The organism is Leuconostoc kimchii IMSNU 11154 (genome assembly GCF_000092505.1).
GTDB classification, from domain to species: domain Bacteria; phylum Bacillota; class Bacilli; order Lactobacillales; family Lactobacillaceae; genus Leuconostoc; species Leuconostoc kimchii.
Window position 1 is genome coordinate 1,068,255 of sequence record NC_014136.1, and the last position, 18,818, is coordinate 1,087,072.

Below are 18,818 nucleotides of genomic sequence, written 5' to 3' on the forward strand. Positions count from 1 at the left end.
TTTATTGTTAAATTATAATGAAAGAGAATATAGCAAGTGATAAATAGTTTGTTATTAATGGTACCGTAACATTACCATTGATACAAATGAATTGACCGTGTTTATCATTGCATATGTATTAAAAAATTATGGCTCGAACAATTATGCCAGTTAAGCTACACGAAAAAATAGTGGCAGAAGTTAATGATGTACGAATAGATGGTATGGGAATAGTGAATATTACACCATCATATCCGTTATACATAGCAGATGCTATTCCAGGTGAAGAGATATTATTGGAAGTGACTCAAGTTGATAAATTGTCCGGTTATGCTCGAGTGCTTGAATGGTTAAAAACGTCCGATAAACGACAAAATAGTCAACGGCAATATTTGATTGACGCTGGAACAGCACCACTTGTAAATTTAAAATATCAGGCGCAACTTGAATTAAAACAAATGCAAATTCAACGTCTGTTTGATCAACGCGGCATAGTAAGTAGTGTTGATTCAACGATTGGTATGAAAGCGCCATCGTATTATCGTAATAAAACAATTGTTCCTGTTAAATGGCAAGATGGGCATTTAACAAGTGGCTTTTATCGTCGGGGTAGCCATGAACTAGTACCTATGACAGATTATTTTGTAAATGATGCTGACATTGACAAGGCCATTATTACGGTACGTGATATATTAGAAAAATATAACATTAGCGCTTTTGACCCAGATATTGAACAAGGTGCTATGCGTTATATTATGATTCGTCGGGGTTTTTACTCACATGAACTAATGGTTGTACTAGTATCCAATCATGAAACGATTAAATTTGAAGAGAATATTATCACTGATATTTGTCAACAGTTACCCGATTTAACGAGCTTGATTTTCAATTACAGTCCTAAAAAAGAATATGTTTTATTAAGCCCAAATAATAGAACACTCTGGGGATCGGCCGCTATTCATGATACGCTATTGGGTTATGATTTTGTTATTGGTCCAAATTCCTTTTATCAAGTCAATCCACAAATGACAGAAAAATTGTATGATCTGGCGGCTCAAAAGGCCAATCTTAAAACAACTGATGTTGTTATTGATGCTTATTCAGGTATTGGAACAATTGGTATTACAGTTGCTAATCAAGTTAAACAGGTGCTGGGTGTAGAAGTTGTGCCTGGTGCCGTCGCAGATGCGCAACTTAATATTAAGGCTAATAAAATTAAAAACGCGACATATATTTTAGCCGACGCGCCTGAGCAATTTAAACGTTGGCAAGATGCTGGGCTTAAACCAGATGTTGTTTTTGTTGATCCGCCACGACGTGGATTAACTAGTCAGCTCATCCAAGCCACAGTTGACATGGGACCAGATCGTTTGGTCTATATTAGTTGCAATCCAGTTACTTTAGCGCGCGATACAGTTGAAATTCTAGAAAAAGGGTACCACCTTAGTGGCACAATTTTACCGGTAGATCAGTTTCCACAAACGTCACATATTGAAAGTATTACAGTATTTAAGAAAAGTTCTTGATACAATGTAATTATAACTAAGGGACTAATGATGATTGTTTGAGTATGTATGCTGGACAGTTACGGGTTAATTTTTGAAACAGCAGTGCTGTTATTTTGGAGTATAAATGAATTATTCAATAAAAAAAATAGGTGCCGTTTTAAGTGCCGTGACACAAGGTAATGACCAAATTAAGGTAACGGGTGTGGCGTTTAATTCGCGAGATGTTAAGATTGGTGATCTGTTTGTTGCACTAGTCGCTGATAGTGATGGTCATCGATATCTACAAGATGCCCTAGATAGAGGCGCAGCAGCCGTTTTAGTTGATGATAATCATGCTATTAGTGAGAAGCTACCTGCAATTATAGTCAAGGACACCCTAACAGCGTTACAGCAACTTGCTAGCTATTATAGACAACAAATTAACCCAAAAGTAATTGCCATTACAGGATCTAATGGTAAAACAACAACGAAGGATATGACAGCGGCAATTGTATCAACAGTGTTTAAAACATTTAAAACACCAAATAACTTCAATAACGAAATTGGCGTACCAATGACTTTGTTATCAATGCCAGAGGATACAGAGGTCTTGGTTGTTGAACTAGGAATGGATCGTTCTGGACAGCTCACGATGTTATCTCAGTTAGTTCAACCAGATATTGCAATTATTACCATGATAGGTGAGGCTCACATTGAATTTTTTAAAACACGTGCTAACATTGCCAAGGCAAAATTAGAAATTACAAATGGGCTAAAGGCAGATGGTGTGTTGTTTATTCCTTTTGATGAGCCACTTTTGACACAAGCTGTTATTATGCAAAGGGTAGTGTGGTTTGGACAAAATATTGATGCTGTGGAAACAGCATCTGACCATACAAATTTTATTTACAAAAATACTCGGTTTGCAATTCCGCTAATTGGTGGGTATAATATTATGAATGCGCTCGCAGCGATTTCAGCGGGTATCTTATTACATATTGATTTAAAAAAAGCCGTACAGGCGCTACAAACATTTGATTTGACAAAAAATCGCACAGAACGGCTCGTTACTGCTCGCGGCGTGATTTTGATTAGTGATGTCTATAACTCAAATCCAACAGCAGTGGCAGCAGTTTTGGCGACTTTAAAAGCAATACCAGCGCAACACAAGTATGTTGTTTTGGGTGATATGTTAGAATTAGGCGAACAGGCAAATGAATTACATGCTGGTTTGGGGCAAAAAGTATTAGATGCAAATGTTGATGGTGTTTATCTAGTTGGAAAATTATTCAATCAGAATATGGCACCAATGTTAAAGACACAGTTCGAATCATCGGATGTGCATCAATATACAACCGACCAATTAGCCAAATTGACCTTGGATTTACAAACGTTAGGTGAGGCGGGCGATGTGATCTTGTTAAAAGCAAGTCACGGGATCCATCTTGAAAACGTTGTTAACGCATTGATAGAATAATTTTTGTATTGGGGATGCAAAGATGAAACGAACACAACATCGTCGTATGGCATATCATACTTGGACAGGCCTTGTTTTATTGGTGATTTTACTTACTACGCTAGGCACTGGCACTATGTTTATCGTCAAACATTGGCCGATTAATCGATCAAAAATTGTGAAAAAAAGTAAGCAATCAATTGTGGCGCGTGATGATGAAAAGAGTGACCTTGATAAAGACATTTTTTTAAAAAATGATGAGTTAGCTGTTAGTTTGAATACGCAATTGAAAACGTCCGGGTACATTGGTACTGCTTTAGTGGTTCATAACAATCGTGTGATTTTGCAACAAGGTTTTGGTTATGCTGACAAAGCGCAGAATCGTTTGAATAATGCACAATCGCGTTATCAAATTGCATCTATTCAAAAGGGCTTCACTGCCACGTTAGTCATGCAGCAAATTCGTGCAGGGAAAATAAGTCTCGAAACACCATTGAGTCAGTATTATCCTAATGTGCCCAATGCTAGCAATATCACTATTCAACAGATGCTGACGATGACAAGTGGGTTAACGCAAAAAGTGAATGCTAAAACATTTACCTCAGAAGCAGATAATGTTCAATTTGACGCTAATCATACGTTATTATTAGCGTCACACAAGTGGTCTTATCAGGCAGTTAACTATCGCTTGTTAGCTGGTATTTTGATGCAAATTACGCATAAAACATATTCAGAATTGTTTAATGATTTTTTTAACAAGCATCACCATCTGAATGTGTCTGACTATAAAACATTTATAACCAATCCGCATCGAACAATTGGTTACAAGACTACTGACTATAGTCAGTTCAACAATGATAATCCTGTCGCCTATGCTACCGAAACGGGTACGGGTAACATGGCGATGACAACAGGGATGTTGTATCGTTATTATCGTTTGTTAGCAGACCATAAATTGGTTAATGAGCAGCAACTCAATGCTATGTGGCGCCCCGCCGATGGTATGAAATATGCGAGTGGCTTGTATCATTATGGCGATTACAATACAGGTCATGGTATTATTATGGGATTTGAGTCCACTATAATAGCAACAAATAATGGCCAAGATGCAGTGGTTTTATTGAGTAACGAACACGAAAAAAGTGCGGGTTGGCAGCCATTGGCTAAAGCACTTTTTGAACAAATGACAGCGATTAAGGTTGTGAAATAACTATTAATTGCTTACGCGCAAAAGAGCGCAGAGGAGAAAAATTTTGAAGTTTAGTGAATTAGGTTTGTCGCAGGATATTTTAGATGCTATTACAACACATGGTTATGTGGAAGCAACACCAATCCAAGAAAAGACAATTCCGTTAACTTTGTCTGGTAGAGATGTTATTGGACAAGCGCAAACAGGAACTGGTAAAACAGCAGCTTTCGGTTTGCCAATATTAGAACATATTGATTTAAACAATAAAAATATACAAGCATTAATTGTATCACCAACTCGTGAATTGGCTATTCAAACCGCTGATGAATTAAAGAAATTGGGTCGTGATAAGCATGTCGATGTACAGGTTGTCTTTGGTGGATCTGATATTCGTCGTCAAATCCAAAATTTGAAGTCACATCCTCAAATTCTTGTTGGTACACCAGGTCGTTTACTTGACCATATCAACCGTAAGACCGTTAAAATTGACAATGTAAAAACATTAGTATTGGACGAAGCTGATGAAATGTTAAACATGGGCTTCTTGGAAGATATTGAATCAATTATTAAGAATACCCCTGCTGATCGTCAAACACTACTATTTTCAGCAACGATGCCACCAGCAATTAAGCGCATCGGTGTTAAGTTCATGACAAATCCTGAGCATATTCAAATTGAAGCAAAAGAATTAACAACTGATTTAGTTGATCAATACTTTGTTCGTATGCGCGAAAATGAAAAGTTTGATACCATGACACGTATTTTTGATGTGCAAGCACCAAAGTTAGCGATTGTCTTTGGCCGAACAAAGCGTCGCGTTGAGGAATTATCACGTGGATTAGAAGCACGTGGTTATCATGCAGCTGGATTGCACGGTGATTTGACACAACAGATGCGTTCGCGTGTTTTGGCACAATTTAAGTCACATGAAATCAACATATTGGTTGCGACTGATGTAGCAGCACGTGGCTTAGATGTTAAAGACGTTTCCCACGTTTATAATTTTGATATTCCACAAGACCCTGAATCATATGTCCACCGTATTGGACGTACTGGACGTGCTGGAGCAAAGGGTGTGTCTGTCACACTTGTTGCGCCAAATGAAATGGATTACTTACGTGCCGTTGAAGACTTAACAAAAAAGCGTATGACAGCACTTGAACCAGCTTCTTTGCAAGAAGCACGTGTTGGTAAAATAAAGAATGCTGCGGGCGAAGTTGACCAAATTGTTAATGCTGTAGATGTTAAAGACATTCAATCAGAAGTTGATAAGTTGACGTCAAAGTATTCATCTGAACAGTTAGCAGCTGCATTATTGTCTTCTGTTGCTGATTTAGAGAAGCAAAACACACCTGTTGAAATTACACGTGAACGTCCATTACCACGTCGTCGTGGTGGTAGCGGCGGATCACGTAATGGTGGTGGCGATCGTCGTCGTGGTGGAAACGGTGGTGGTTACCGTGGTAATCGTGATCGTCGCGGTAATGGGGAATCATCGCGTAACGGCGGTGGGCAACGTCGTTCAGGTCGTGATGGTGGTTCTGCAAGTAGCGAACGTCGTTTTGGTGATTACAAACGTCGTGATGGCCGTTCTACTGAACGTCATTCAAATGGTGGTGCACCTCGTCAACGTCGTGAATTTACCGTACGTGAGAAAGATTAATGATATTTTTGTTGTTTAGTGGCTATTCAATTGAATAGTCACTAAGCATACGATAGTTAAATATATACGATGAAACCGTCCAAAACAAAATTTGGATGGTTTTTCGTTACAGTTATAACTAATAAATTATGGAGCAAGTTAATGAAAACAGTTGAAGAGGCAATCCAATTTATACACAGTCGACCAAAGGGCGGCAAAAAAGAATCAATGGATCGTATGTATGATTTACTTGGTGCTTTAGATAATCCTCAAAACAGATTACCACCAGCTATTCATGTAACAGGCACAAATGGTAAAGGATCAGTTTCTACCATGGTAAGCAACATTTTGCGTGTGGCAGGATATCAAACTGGTTTATATATGTCACCGTATATTACTAATTTTCGTGAACGGATACAAATTAATAATCAACTGATTTCTAAAACTGACCTAGTGACTACCACAAAAGAAGTGGCTGATTGTTTAAACATATTAGATCAGAAGCTAGCGCCAGATATACCTACTGAGTTTGAGGTATTAACGGCTATTATGTTGACCTACTTTTCAAAAAAAGAATTAGATGCCATTGTGATTGAGGTGGGCATCGGGGGTCAATTAGATTCAACTAATGTGATGAAACAGACAAAAGTGGCAGTCATTACAAGTGTTGGTTTGGATCACCAAGCTTTGTTAGGTCATACAATCTCGGAAATTGCTTGGCAAAAAGCAGGAATTATTCAAGATGATAGTTCAGTGGTTATTGGTGATCTACCTGAAGAGGCGCAATTAGTCGTTGCTAGTCGTTCAAAAAGCCCTTTGATTAGAGGGGAAATTGGTGTATTTGAGCAAGGCTTACCGGGTCATTACCAAATTCAAAACACTGCAACGGCTGTGGCAGCGGTTAATGCGTTTGATAACAGAATTACGCCTGAACAAATCAGTAAAGGTCTAGACGATAGTCAACTAGCAGCCCGTTTTGAACGTGTTAAGCCTGGTGTACTAATTGATGGCGCACATAATGCACAAGGCTTAAAAAAATTATATGAATCTCTTAACACAGAAACCTACCAAGAAAAAACGGTTACTTTGATTATTGGCAGTTTGATGGACAAAAATGTGGTATTAGAGTTTGACGAAATTCTAAAAAATCACAGATTTCAAATAATATTAGTACCATTTGTTGGCCCAAACGGGCGCCATAGTTTGAATATAGATTCAGTTGCCAAAAAATATGGCATTTCGACAGCATCTAGTTGGCGTGAGGCTTACCAGCAACACCAAGCTGATATTGTAGTTTTCACAGGGTCATTATATTTTGTTAGTCAGGTGCGAGGAGAAATATGAAACAATTAGATAAAAGATTATCCCCACGTTTAATTTTAAGTGTTTTAGCTATTGGGTTGCTGGGATTTTCAGACATTATGTTAGAAACAGCTTTAAATGTCAGTTTTCCACAACTTATGGTTGAATTTAATGTGACATCTAGCACAGTACAGTGGTTAACGTCAGGCGTTATCTTGCTCACAAGTATGGTTGTTATTCTATCGCCGTGGTTGAAAAAGCGATTTACAAATAGAAGTCAATTTATGGTAGCGACAATCATTTCCATTATTGGTGTTTTAATTGACGCGTTAAGTGGTGATTTTGGGTTTACATTGTTTGGACGTCTATTACAAGGTATTGGTGGTGGTGTCGGGTTACCGTTGATGTATAATGTTATTTTTGAACAAGTGCCTGAAAGCAAGCGAGGCTCAATGGTAGGGTTGGGATCATTGATCATATCGTTTGCACCAGCTCTTGGTCCAGCGTTTGGTGGTTACCTAACTCAAAATTTTGGTTGGCATACCGTTTTTTGGGTGGTGCTACCGGTACAAATTGGGTCATTGATTCTTGGCTGGTTTACGATTCGTCAGGTGTCAAATTTGACTAAAGAAAGGCTAGATGTCATTGGTTGGCTACTTTTGAGTGCTTTTTTCGTAGCAGGTATCTTTGTCATTGAACGCATTAGTACACATGGCATTGCAAATACAATGAGTATTGTATTGCTTATGATCATGTTTGGGGGTATTGCTGGCTATCTAGCTTATGCTCGAGTCGCTGAGAATCCGCTCTTAAATCTAGATATTTTTAAATTTAGCGTATTTTCGTTAAGTATTGTGGCATCTTTTATCATTCAGGTTGTGAATTTGACATTTAATTACGCTGTACCAATGATATTACAAATTGTGTTACTCAAAAATTCTCAAGTTGCTGGATTAGCATTATTACCTGGTGCAATAGGCTATGCATTAATGGCTATTATTTCGGGTCGAATGTACGATCGTTATGGCGCCAAATTGCCACTCACTATTGGTTTAATGCTTATGATTACTGGAACTATACTGATGTCTACTGTGCCTATCAGTTTATATGGCATGACCATTAGTTTTATGGTTATACAGCTAGGTGCTGGTTTTTGGTTTGGTAATAACATGACACATGCTGTTAGTCGTGTGCCAGTTCATTATCAGAGCGCTGGTAATTCAATTTTTGCAGCTACAAATAATTATTCAGCTGCAGTGGGCATTGCGCTTGCAGCAGGTATTATTGCAACTTTTCAAAATAACACGAGTACAATAGGACATCTAGTCTCAGCAACGCGTCTTGGTGCCATTTGGTTATTTAGAACAGATGTGATTTTAATTGGATTGGCGACATTTTTATCAATTCGTGCTTTACTGATTGTGAAAAAAAAGCGGTAATCACGTATCATCTTGACAGAGGTGAGAAATGACTTTAAATGATCAAATCAAAAAATATTATGCTGTTTTTGGTAAAAATGGCGAGAAGGCTGTGCATGATTTGCGGCGTTACTTTCCAAATGACTATGATTTAAACGAAATAACACATGATGTTGGTGAAGATTTTATAGCACAGAATCCGACACATAATAAAGCGTTGTTAATTGGCGTTGCCATCGGGAAACGTATTGCTGTTACAACACGTCCAAAGTTATTAAGCGCTAAGTTTTCTGAAGAAATTGGTGATTATGCACAACGTAAGTTAGGGCATTTGCCCCAAGAACAGTTATGTATTGCGCTGCTTGATGCGCAACTCAATGTTATTGGTTGGGAAACAGTGTTCGTGGGCACACTGACACACGTTCAAGCATCACCACGTGAAATCTTCCAACGTGTTTTACAGGCAAATGCTTTAGGATTTATGATTGTACACAATCATCCAAGTGGGAACCTTAAACCTTCAGATGCAGATATCCAATTTAGCCAACGTTTGAAAGTTTTGGGTGAGCAAATGGCTTCACCAATGTTTGATTCTTTTATTGTCACACGCGATAGTTATTGGAGTATGTCAGAAAATAATCAATTAAAAGGTCTGGTATAAGTAAAAAAGCTTTTACTGGTTTATGCCAGTAAAGGCTTTTTTACGCAAAGTATGAATATGAAATAGACACACTATGCCATAGCGAGAAAGAAAATTAATAGCGAGAAGACAATACGGATAATTAAATGGTAGGTTGACACTTTACCATTTAATATGAGGCCATTGTTTATTGCAGTTAAAATTGCTAGGATTAAGCTGATGGCGAGCCATAAAGGATACACAAGTGACAAGTATAGCATTGTGATGGCTAATATATTGAGAAATGTGAGCCAAGCAGGTAATTGCTTGCGAGCCGAAAATAGTGCTAGGCTTGTTAATGTTGCGTAGAGAAAAATTAAGATTGAAATTGTCATTGAATTACCACCTTTTTGTGTTATATTTATTTAAACACAAGGGGTGGACCCCTGCACAAGGAGAAACGATGTTCTTGATCAAAACAAGGTCAACAAGAGATACTGTACGATTTTATATTGAACAGGGGTTATTAACACCATCTAAAAAAGCAGGCAAGTACAATTTCACAGATCAGTCGGTCGATGATTATCAAGAAATTATTGCGCTTAAACAGATGGGATTATCAATATCAGCTATTAAAGCGATAAAAAAAATGCATGATGAAGGTTGTGGCACCTCTGAACAGCGGCAACAAAATACGATCATTATATCTGAAGCATTAGATAACGTTGCCACTGAATTGGCTGTTTTAAATGACAGAAAGAAACGTTTAATTGCAATGAAAGAACAATTGGAAAAAACGATGTAATTAAATTATTATCGGGATATGTTTGTCATACTTTTTTTGTTATGAGAAAACTGGTAGAATAGAATGGACTGAAATTGTACAATAAACGAGGAAAAAATGACAGATAAAAAACCAGCAGTATGGTATGAACATCTCCATACTGAAAAACATACAGGTGCACGTCGTGGTCGTATTCATACACCACATGGCACCTTTGAAACACCGATGTTTATGCCTGTTGGTACCCAAGGTGCTGTAAAGGGTGTGGGCACACGAGAATTAAAGGAAATTGGGTCGCAATTTATTTTAAGTAATACATATCATTTATGGGTGCGTCCAGGAGATGAATTGATTGCTCAAGCTGGTGGTTTACATAAGTATATGGGATGGGACCAAGCAATTTTAACAGATTCTGGCGGCTTCCAAGTGTTCTCATTATCTGATGCGCGTAAGTTGCAAGAAGAAGGCGTGACTTTCCAGAATCACGTTAATGGTGATAAAATGTTTTTATCACCTGAAGTTGCCATGCGTATTCAAAATAATTTGGGCTCTGATGTCATGATGCAACTTGACGAAGCGATTCCATATTTTGAAACATATGATTATATCAAAAATTCAATGCAACGCTCTTTACGATGGGCTGAGCGAGCGCAGGTTGCACATAAAAACCCAGATTCGCAAGGTCTGTTTGGTATTGTTCAAGGTGCTGGATTTAAAGCGCTACGTACAGAATCGGCCAATGGTTTAGTTGGCATGGATTTGCCAGGTTATGCAGTTGGTGGGTTGTCTGTTGGTGAGTCGAAGCTTGAAATGAATCGCGTGCTAGATTTTACAATGCCGTTGTTACCTGAAGACAAACCGAGATATTTGATGGGTGTGGCTGCGCCAGATTCGTTAATTGATGGTGTCATCCGCGGTGTGGACATGTTTGACTCTGTTTTGCCAACACGTATCGCTCGGAAAGGCACTTTAATGACGCGACGTGGCCGGGTGGTTATTAAAAACTCAAAGTATAAAAATGATTTTACACCTTTAGATCCAGATTTGAGTTATTATTCACCAAACCAAATCAGAACAACACAGTTTGGCAATCAAGCACAATTTGACAATCCATCATATAATCCCTTTGGGAATTTAACACGTTCTTATTTACATCATCTATTTAATGCTAATGAAATATTGGGCGCACAATTAGCTTCACAACACAACCTGCGTTTTCTATTACAATTTATGGAAGATATGCGAACTGCGATTGAAAATGATGAATTACTCGAATTTCGTGAGACAGTCATGGAAGAGTATGGTTATAACAAACCAAATGCGCGTTTATTTTAAATTAATAAACAATAGTTTGATATAATTAAAGTAGAATGTTTGTCAAAAATAGGCAAACATAGTTAAGAAAGTAGGAAATCGTTATTATGAATATCAATTTAATTCTCCCAATCGTTGTTATTGTTGGTATGTTGTGGTTTATGAGCCGTCAACAGAAAAAACAACGCGCGGCACAAGAGGAACGTCAAAATAGTTTGGAACAAGGTTCAGAAATTGTGACAATTGGTGGTTTACATGCGATTGTTGACAGCGTTGACAGTGTGAATAAAACTGTTGATCTTGATGCGGAAGGCGTTATTTTAACGTATGATATGGCAGCTATTCGAACAATCAAGCCTAAGGCAAATACAACAGATCCTAAACCAGCTGTTGAAGATTTGAAGCCTGCTGATAGTGAGGACAAAGAAGAGACAGTTGAAAAAATCACTGTTGATTCCGATAAGCCTTCAGAAAAATAAATTGCTTAAGAGCTGTAGTAGCTCTTTTTTAGTAGAAACAACTAATATGACTTACAAATAATGTCAAATTAACAAGGTGTGACTTATTATAAAATTAATGAGTATATGGTTGTGCGTGCACCTATGATAAAAGTCGTGTATGATAAGAATAACGATTTTTAAGTAGAAGGAGGAAAGCGTTTGTTTATGATGACAATCATCTAAGGTAATTGTTAACTATCAAATGCAAAATATTATTATGCCAATGCACGAATTTTTTATGGGGATGAATCAACTAGAACTCATTAACCGCGCACCCGGTTTCTTTAAATATCAACCACATAATGTTGCCGCACATTCTTGGAAAGTAACGCAAATTGCGCAATTCTTGGCTGACGTTGAGTCACAAAACGGGGCAAGTATTAATTGGCAATCGGTTTATGAAAAAGCGTTAAATCATGATTACACCGAGCGATTTATTGGTGATATTAAGACCCCTGTAAAATATGCAACGTCAACATTACGCTCTATGCTCGCTGATGTTGAGGATTCAATGACAGAGAACTTCATTAAAACAGAAATTCCACGTCAATTTCAGTCGGCTTATACACGTCGCTTGGGTGAGGGGAAAGATGGCAGTATTGAGGGACAAATATTATCGATAGCCGATAAAGTTGATTTGATGTATGAGGCGTATGGAGAGCTAGAAAAATTTAATCCAGAACCAGTGTTTGTTAATATTTTCCAGAGCAGTTTGGAGGCGTTAGCTGAATTTAAACATATGGCAAGTGTTAAATATATTGCGACAGATATTTTACCGGATATATTTTCCGAAGACTTTATCAATAAAGATTTGTTATACGACCTTGCCAAGAGTTTATTACCAGATTTTGCTGCGGCTGAAAATAAGTAGTGTACATTAAGTTAAGAGAGAATAGATGTCAGAAAAAAATTATATTGCAAGAATGCGTGAAAAAATCGGCCATGAAGGTATGATTTTTGTTTCAGCGTATGGTGTATTATGGAATGATAGACATGATGCAATTTTATTGGAAAAACGTTGGGATTCTGAAACAGGTTGGGGATTTCCCGGTGGTTACTTAGAATATGGTGATTCGCCAATGCAAGCTGTTGTATGAGAGTTTAAAGAAGAAACTGGCCTAGACATTGAAGTGGTTCGTATGCTAGGTTTATCCACCAATATGACTGATAGTAATTCTTGGGGAGATGCACAAGAAACGATAGGCATTGGTTTTGAAGTGAGGCGAGTCGGTGGCATCATGGAAAAAGATGGGACAGAAACATTAGATCTGCAATTTGTGCCAATTCATCCAGAGCCTAAGATGTTTGTGTTACAAGCGCAAGAAACATTGCACCGAATTTTGACCGAAAATGAATTGAGCGACCGACCATGGCTTCGTGAACATGGTGAATAGGATAATTAATGAAAGTGAGACAACATGGCATTTTTAGAACTTAAAAATATTAAAAAATCATACTATTTAGGTAAAGATGAGTTCCCTGTTTTAAATGGTATTGACTTATCATTTGATAAAGGAGAATTTGTTTCTATTCTAGGTGAATCTGGCGGTGGGAAATCAACTTTAATGAATATTATTGGTGGTTTAGATCGTAATTTTGAAGGTCAAGTGAATATCAATAATGATAAACTGGATCATAAACAAGAGAAAAAGCTTGATGTTTATCGTCGCGAAACAATTGGTTATATTTTTCAAAGCTTTAATTTGATTAACTATCAAACCAACCTAGAAAATGTTGAAACTAGTTTGAACATGACGACGTTGTCGGCTTCCGAACGTAAAGAACGTGCAAAAGCGCTATTAAATAAAGTTGGTTTAGCTGAACATATTAACAAATACCCGTCACAACTTTCTGGCGGTCAAAAACAACGTGTTGCTATCGCACGCGCATTAGCCTCTGATCCGGATATTATGATTGCTGATGAGCCAACTGGTGCACTGGATTCTGTGAATACGACAGAAGTGCTTGAATTACTCAAACAAATTGCCCAAGAGGGTAAGCTTGTCATTGTGGTGACGCATTCCCAGGCTGTTGCAGAATATGGCACACGTATTTTGCATATGGCTGATGGTAAAATTGATGAAGAAAGATTTTTAAAAGATGCTTTTATGGTGCCAGTCGACACAGATCGTTTAAAATCACGACCGTTAAAAGCTGCCTCAATTTGGGATATGGCTTTTGATCATTTGAAATATAAAAAGCTCCAAAATTTCTTGATTGTTTTAGGATCCGCAATTGGCGTATTTTCAGTTATTTTATTTCTTGGTTTAGGTAATGGTATTAAGGGGTATATTGCTGATCAAGTTGATTCCTTAGTGAACCCAAATTACCAATCAGTTGTTCGAAATACAACAAAAGATAAGAAAGCTAGTGCCGCAGAGCGCATGCAAGCATCAAGGCAAGCTATGGCTACAGACTATGCGTCAACAGTAATGGATAGTGCTATGTTGCAACGATTGGAAAATATTAAGGGTGTTGACAAGGTACATGCTGGGGGCGTTTTCAATAATGCTGTCTTCACTTATGGTCAAGTTAAGTCACAACCTGTGCAATTACAGTCATGGACACCACAATTCTCTGAAAAAACAATTAAAAATGGGCGCCAAGCCAAAGATGGTGAAGTGCTTATTGATCGGGAATATGCTAAAAAGATTCAAAGTAATTATAAAGAGTTGATTGGTAAAACAATAGCGTTTACTTATATGGCTTTTGATTCAGAAAACAAACCGGTATTGGTTTCAACGTCAGCGAAAATTTCTGGCATAACTGATGGTGGGCAATCAGGCGCATTGTTTATTCAAAAATGGTCAACAATTCAAAAAGATTTAAAGAAGTATCATGCTGTGTCTGATGCGAATTATGTTTCTGTTGAAATTAACGATACCAAGGCAGTAAAGGCGACGATGAAACGTATTAATCATCTACAGAGTAATGGCATGCAAACTTTTGCTGGTATATCAATGGATGATATTCTAAGTACAGTCAATACTATCACGAGTTTGGCCACTTATGTGCTAGCTGCAATTGCGGGTATCTCATTAGTCGTTTCAGCTATTATGATTATTGTGACAACGTATATGTCTGTGTCAGAGCGTACACGTGAAATTGGTGTGCTTCGTGCACTTGGTGCGCGTTCTAAAGATATTCGTGGCTTGTTTACAAATGAGGCCTTGCTAATGGGTATTATTTCGGCAGTCTTGGGTATTGTCATGGCTTATATAGCACAAAATGTGATGAATGTAGCGCTAAATAGTCTCATTCATTTCAGCATTGTGCAAATTTCGATTGGTAATGTTATTTTTGCAGTAATTATTTCATTAATTATTGCTCTCATTGCTAGTTTTGTCCCATCACGACGTGCAGCAAAGCTTAACACAATTGATGCTTTGGCAGCAGATTAAAATGACAAAATTGATTAAAAAACGCATTGTGCGTTTTTTTTAATAAGTTGTATGACGTGAATTTGATATAATAATACTTGCTATTATCTGTTGTTTAGCTTACTATAATATAGATTTTAAATTCAGTCGTTGAAAGAGGAGTTAGTCATGCAAATTTTAAAGGAACATGCGAAGCCATATCTCCGCGATATTATTTTTTCAATTATCGCAGTGATTGTTATGGCAGGCGCATCGCTTTGGCAGCCACGTTTGTTGCAAAATGTCATGCAAGCAATTATCTCTGACAATCAAGATAAGGTTATGACGTATGGTGTACAACTGATAATTTTGGCGGTGATTGGTTTAATCGCAGGTGTCATCAATACGATTTTTGCAGCAAAAGTTTCGCAAAGTATTGCTGCAGATCTACGTGCACATGAATATCAAAAAATTCAATCATTCTCGTTTAGTGATATTGAAAAATTTTCAGCTGGTAACTTGGTTGTCCGTATGACCAACGATGTTAACCAAGTACAACAACTTGTTATGATGATATTGCAATCGTTAACGCGTATCCCAATACTATTTGTTGGTGCGTTTATTTTGGCTCTGATTACTTTACCGCGATTGTGGTGGATTGTTATTTTAATGGTTATCTTAATCGTATTGTCTTCTCAGGTTGTCTTTAAACAAATGGGTAAGTATTTTGCCAAAATTCAAAGTCTCATTGACAAAACAAATACATTGGCAAAGGAAAATCTACAAGGTGTTCGGGTCGTTAAGTCATTTAATCAGGAAGAAAATGAAACACAACGTTTCACGGATAATTCAAATAATTTAACCCGTGTCACAACAATGATTGGGTATCTATTTTCAATTATGATTCCAATGTTCATGTTGATTTCTTACATGGCCATTGGTACTGCTCTGCTGTTTGTAGGTCGGGGTGTTGTCCAACACCCCAATGACTTAGCAGCAATTACATCATTTATATCGTACTTGATGCAGATTTTTTTTGCTATTATGATTGGCGGTATGATGTCGACATTTGCCTCGCGAGGTTTTGTATCATTGGGCCGTATTAAGGCAGTGCTTGATACAGTGTCCGAATTAACCTACCGTTCTGATGCACCTGAAGCCAATTTGTCCGGTGATGTTTCTTTTGAAAATGTTTCTTTCACATATCCAGGTGATGATCAGCCAGCCCTTGAAAATATATCTTTTCAAGTTAAAGCAGGCGAGATGATCGGTATTGTTGGGGCTACTGGCTCTGGGAAATCAACTTTGGCACAGCTTATCCCACGATTATATGATCCCACCGTTGGTGATGTTAGTGTTGGGGGAATCAATCTCAAGTCAGTTAATGAGAAATCGTTGCGCGCGGCTGTTTCTTTTGTTTTACAACGTGCTATTTTATTTAGTGGTAAAATTTCCGATAATTTACGCCAAGGGAAAAAGGATGCTAGTCATGCTGATTTTAGCAAAGCTGCTGAAATTGCACAAGCGGCCGAGTTTGTTAATCAATATGATGATGGCTTTGAACATCAAGTTGAGGAACGATCAGCTAATTTTTCAGGTGGTCAGAAGCAACGATTATCTATTGCACGTGGTGTCGTGGGCGCACCCAAAGTTTTGATTTTAGATGATTCAACCTCTGCGCTAGATGCCCGTTCTGAGAAATTGGTTCAGGAAGCATTAGATAAGGAATTATTTGGCACAACTATTTTTGTGATTGCTGAAAAAATAAGTTCCGTGATTCACGCAGATCGCATATTTGTTCTTGATCAAGGTAAGTTAGTGGGTATAGGGTCCCATGATGAGTTACTAAAGTCATCACCAGTATATTCTGAAATTTATGAAACGCAAAAAGCGAAAGGAGGCAACTAAACATGAAGGATATCACACGGGCCATTAAGTATTTCGCCAGTTATTTGAAACGGTACTGGATGAGCTTAACCTTCGTTGTTATTGTCACAATTATTTCGACTTATTTTCAAGTAAAAGCGCCAACATATATGGGAAAAGCGATTACAGAATTAGCAACATATTTGGGTCAATACATGAATCCTGCAACACACGCGGTAGCAAGCAAGACGCCATTTTATAATGCGCTGATAGCGATGATTGTATTTTTTGTACTGACAGCAATTACAATGTTTATTTCGAGTTTCATATCATCACGAATCTCGGCACAAGCTTCAGGTCGTATGCGTATTGGTTTATTTGGTAAATTACAACGTATGACTATCAAATATTTTGATACACACCAAGATGGGGAAATACTATCTTTATTCACATCGGATTTAGATAATATTTTCAACGCCATGAATCAAGCCATTTTTCAATTATTGTCACAATTTGCATTATTTGTCGGCATTGTTTGGATGATGTTCAATCAAAATACGACATTAGCTTGGGTAACAATGGCTTCAACACCTATCGCAATTGTTGTTGCTTGGTTTATTATTTCACGAGCACGTCGTTTTATTGACGCACAACAAGATGCGACTGGTGCAATGAATGGGTACATTAACGAGCAAATAAATGGTGAGAAAATCATCATTACGCAAGGGTTACAAGCAGAATCGATAGCAGGATTTATGCCACATAACGAAAAAGTCAAGGAAGCAACATTTAAAGGACAAGTATATTCTGGTATGTTGTTTCCGTTGATGCAGGGCTTATCTTTGCTCAATCTGGCAATTGTTATTTTCTTTGGCTCATGGTTGGTCGTTTCAGAGGGTATGGATAAGGCGGTGGGCTTAGGTTTGATTGTTGTCTTTGTTAACTATTCACAACAGTACTATCAACCGATAACACAAATTACGTCAATCTATAACATGCTACAGTTAGCAGTTACAGGTGCACGACGTTTATCAGAAGTACACGAACAAAATGAAGAAACGAGTCCTGAAAGTGGTAAAAAAATATCGACTGTTCAATCGGGCGTGACACTGGAAAATGTCCATTTTGGATACAATTCTGAAAAAGAAATTTTGCATGGTGTTTCTATTAATGTTAAAAAAGGTGAAATGGTAGCTTTGGTTGGGCCAACTGGTTCAGGGAAAACAACGGTCATGAACTTATTGAACAGATTTTATGATGTTAATGAGGGAGCGGTCAAATTTGACAATGTTGACGTCCGTGATTTGGATTTAAAATCATTACGTGATCATGTCGGTATTGTTTTGCAGGATTCAGTTTTGTTTAGTGGTACGGTTGGCGACAACATTAAGTTTGGTAAACCAGATGCAACAGACGATGAAATGATTGATGCGGCTAAGCAGGCAAATATTCATACGTTTATTATGTCTTTACCAGATGGTTATCAAACAAACGTTGATGACGAAAATTCAGCGTTTTCAACTGGTCAAAAGCAATTGCTTTCTATTGCTCGAACAATTTTAACTAATCCGGCATTTCTAATCTTGGATGAGGCAACATCAAACGTGGACACTGTAACAGAGGCACGCATTCAAGCTGCAATGGACAACGTGATTGCTGGGAGAACAAGTTTCGTGATTGCACATCGTCTGAAAACAATATTAGGGGCTAATAAAATTGTTGTACTTAAAGATGGTCAAGTTATTGAGCAAGGATCTCATGAATCATTAGTAGCTGAAGGCGGTTTTTATTCTGAGTTGTACCATAATCAAATGGTGTTTGATTAAAGTTAGTAAATTAGCGTGTCTCTTGAAATTAGATTTTTAAGAGATGCGCTAATTTTAATTTTGTGATCATAAGATCG

General features: G+C 37.7%; 15 protein-coding genes and 1 pseudogene. 15 read left to right on the top strand and 1 reads right to left on the bottom strand.

Annotated elements, in window-relative coordinates:
* The first annotated feature begins 128 nt into the window (after window positions 1-128).
* The 7 genes from rlmD to LKI_RS05835 all read left to right on the top strand — a co-directional run bounded on the left by rlmD (window position 129) and on the right by LKI_RS05835 (window position 9,134).
* A complete protein-coding gene (gene rlmD, locus LKI_RS05805; protein ID WP_013103239.1) occupies window positions 129-1,505 on the top strand; it encodes a 23S rRNA (uracil(1939)-C(5))-methyltransferase RlmD in 1,377 nt (458 codons plus the stop codon).
* Window positions 1,506-1,611: 106 nt separating this feature from the next.
* Entirely contained in the window at window positions 1,612-2,943 is a 1,332-nt protein-coding gene (locus tag LKI_RS05810) for a UDP-N-acetylmuramoyl-tripeptide--D-alanyl-D-alanine ligase (RefSeq protein ID WP_013103240.1), read from the top strand.
* Between the two features lie 22 nt (window positions 2,944-2,965).
* Window positions 2,966-4,132, top strand: coding sequence for a serine hydrolase domain-containing protein (locus LKI_RS05815; protein WP_013103241.1), 1,167 nt, complete (start codon window positions 2,966-2,968; stop codon window positions 4,130-4,132).
* Window positions 4,133-4,175: 43 nt separating this feature from the next.
* A complete protein-coding gene (gene cshA / locus LKI_RS05820) occupies window positions 4,176-5,774 on the top strand; it encodes a degradosome RNA helicase CshA (RefSeq protein ID WP_013103242.1) in 1,599 nt (532 codons plus the stop codon).
* 141 nt (window positions 5,775-5,915) lie between these two features.
* Window positions 5,916-7,097, top strand: coding sequence for a bifunctional folylpolyglutamate synthase/dihydrofolate synthase (locus LKI_RS05825; protein WP_013103243.1), 1,182 nt, complete (start codon window positions 5,916-5,918; stop codon window positions 7,095-7,097).
* On the top strand, window positions 7,094-8,494 hold the full coding sequence (locus LKI_RS05830; protein ID WP_013103244.1) for an MFS transporter: 1,401 nt from the start codon (window positions 7,094-7,096) through the stop codon (window positions 8,492-8,494). The genes LKI_RS05825 and LKI_RS05830 overlap by 4 nt, the downstream gene beginning before the upstream one ends.
* A gap of 28 nt (window positions 8,495-8,522) precedes the next feature.
* On the top strand, window positions 8,523-9,134 hold the full coding sequence (locus tag LKI_RS05835) for a JAB domain-containing protein (RefSeq protein WP_013103245.1): 612 nt from the start codon (window positions 8,523-8,525) through the stop codon (window positions 9,132-9,134).
* A 71-nt stretch (window positions 9,135-9,205) separates the two neighbouring features.
* Here the strand turns inward: LKI_RS05835 and LKI_RS05840 are convergent, their stop codons facing one another.
* Complete coding sequence (locus LKI_RS05840; RefSeq protein ID WP_013103246.1) at window positions 9,206-9,487, bottom strand: hypothetical protein; 282 nt, start codon at window positions 9,485-9,487, stop codon at window positions 9,206-9,208.
* A 68-nt stretch (window positions 9,488-9,555) separates the two neighbouring features.
* Between LKI_RS05840 and LKI_RS05845 the strand changes: the two genes are divergently transcribed.
* The 8 genes and pseudogenes from LKI_RS05845 to LKI_RS05885 all read left to right on the top strand — a co-directional run bounded on the left by LKI_RS05845 (window position 9,556) and on the right by LKI_RS05885 (window position 18,741).
* The gene (locus tag LKI_RS05845; RefSeq protein WP_013103247.1) at window positions 9,556-9,897 is read left to right on the top strand and encodes a MerR family transcriptional regulator; all 342 of its coding nucleotides are present in this window, start codon (window positions 9,556-9,558) and stop codon (window positions 9,895-9,897) included.
* 96 nt (window positions 9,898-9,993) lie between these two features.
* Window positions 9,994-11,211 (top strand): tRNA guanosine(34) transglycosylase Tgt, encoded by a 1,218-nt coding sequence (gene tgt, locus LKI_RS05850; RefSeq protein WP_013103248.1) that lies wholly within the window; start codon window positions 9,994-9,996, stop codon window positions 11,209-11,211.
* Between the two features lie 86 nt (window positions 11,212-11,297).
* Window positions 11,298-11,669 (top strand): preprotein translocase subunit YajC, encoded by a 372-nt coding sequence (yajC, locus tag LKI_RS05855; protein ID WP_013103249.1) that lies wholly within the window; start codon window positions 11,298-11,300, stop codon window positions 11,667-11,669.
* 238 nt (window positions 11,670-11,907) lie between these two features.
* Window positions 11,908-12,561 (top strand): YfbR-like 5'-deoxynucleotidase, encoded by a 654-nt coding sequence (locus LKI_RS05860; protein ID WP_187286371.1) that lies wholly within the window; start codon window positions 11,908-11,910, stop codon window positions 12,559-12,561.
* A gap of 25 nt (window positions 12,562-12,586) precedes the next feature.
* Window positions 12,587-13,084: pseudogene (locus LKI_RS10900) on the top strand (NUDIX domain-containing protein).
* A 24-nt stretch (window positions 13,085-13,108) separates the two neighbouring features.
* Entirely contained in the window at window positions 13,109-15,091 is a 1,983-nt protein-coding gene (locus LKI_RS05875; RefSeq protein WP_013103253.1) for an ABC transporter ATP-binding protein/permease, read from the top strand.
* 147 nt (window positions 15,092-15,238) lie between these two features.
* Window positions 15,239-16,957, top strand: a complete 1,719-nt coding sequence (locus LKI_RS05880; protein WP_013103254.1) for an ABC transporter ATP-binding protein — start codon at window positions 15,239-15,241, stop codon at window positions 16,955-16,957.
* Window positions 16,958-16,959: 2 nt separating this feature from the next.
* A complete protein-coding gene (locus LKI_RS05885; RefSeq protein WP_013103255.1) occupies window positions 16,960-18,741 on the top strand; it encodes an ABC transporter ATP-binding protein in 1,782 nt (593 codons plus the stop codon).
* The last annotated feature ends 77 nt before the right edge of the window (window positions 18,742-18,818 follow it).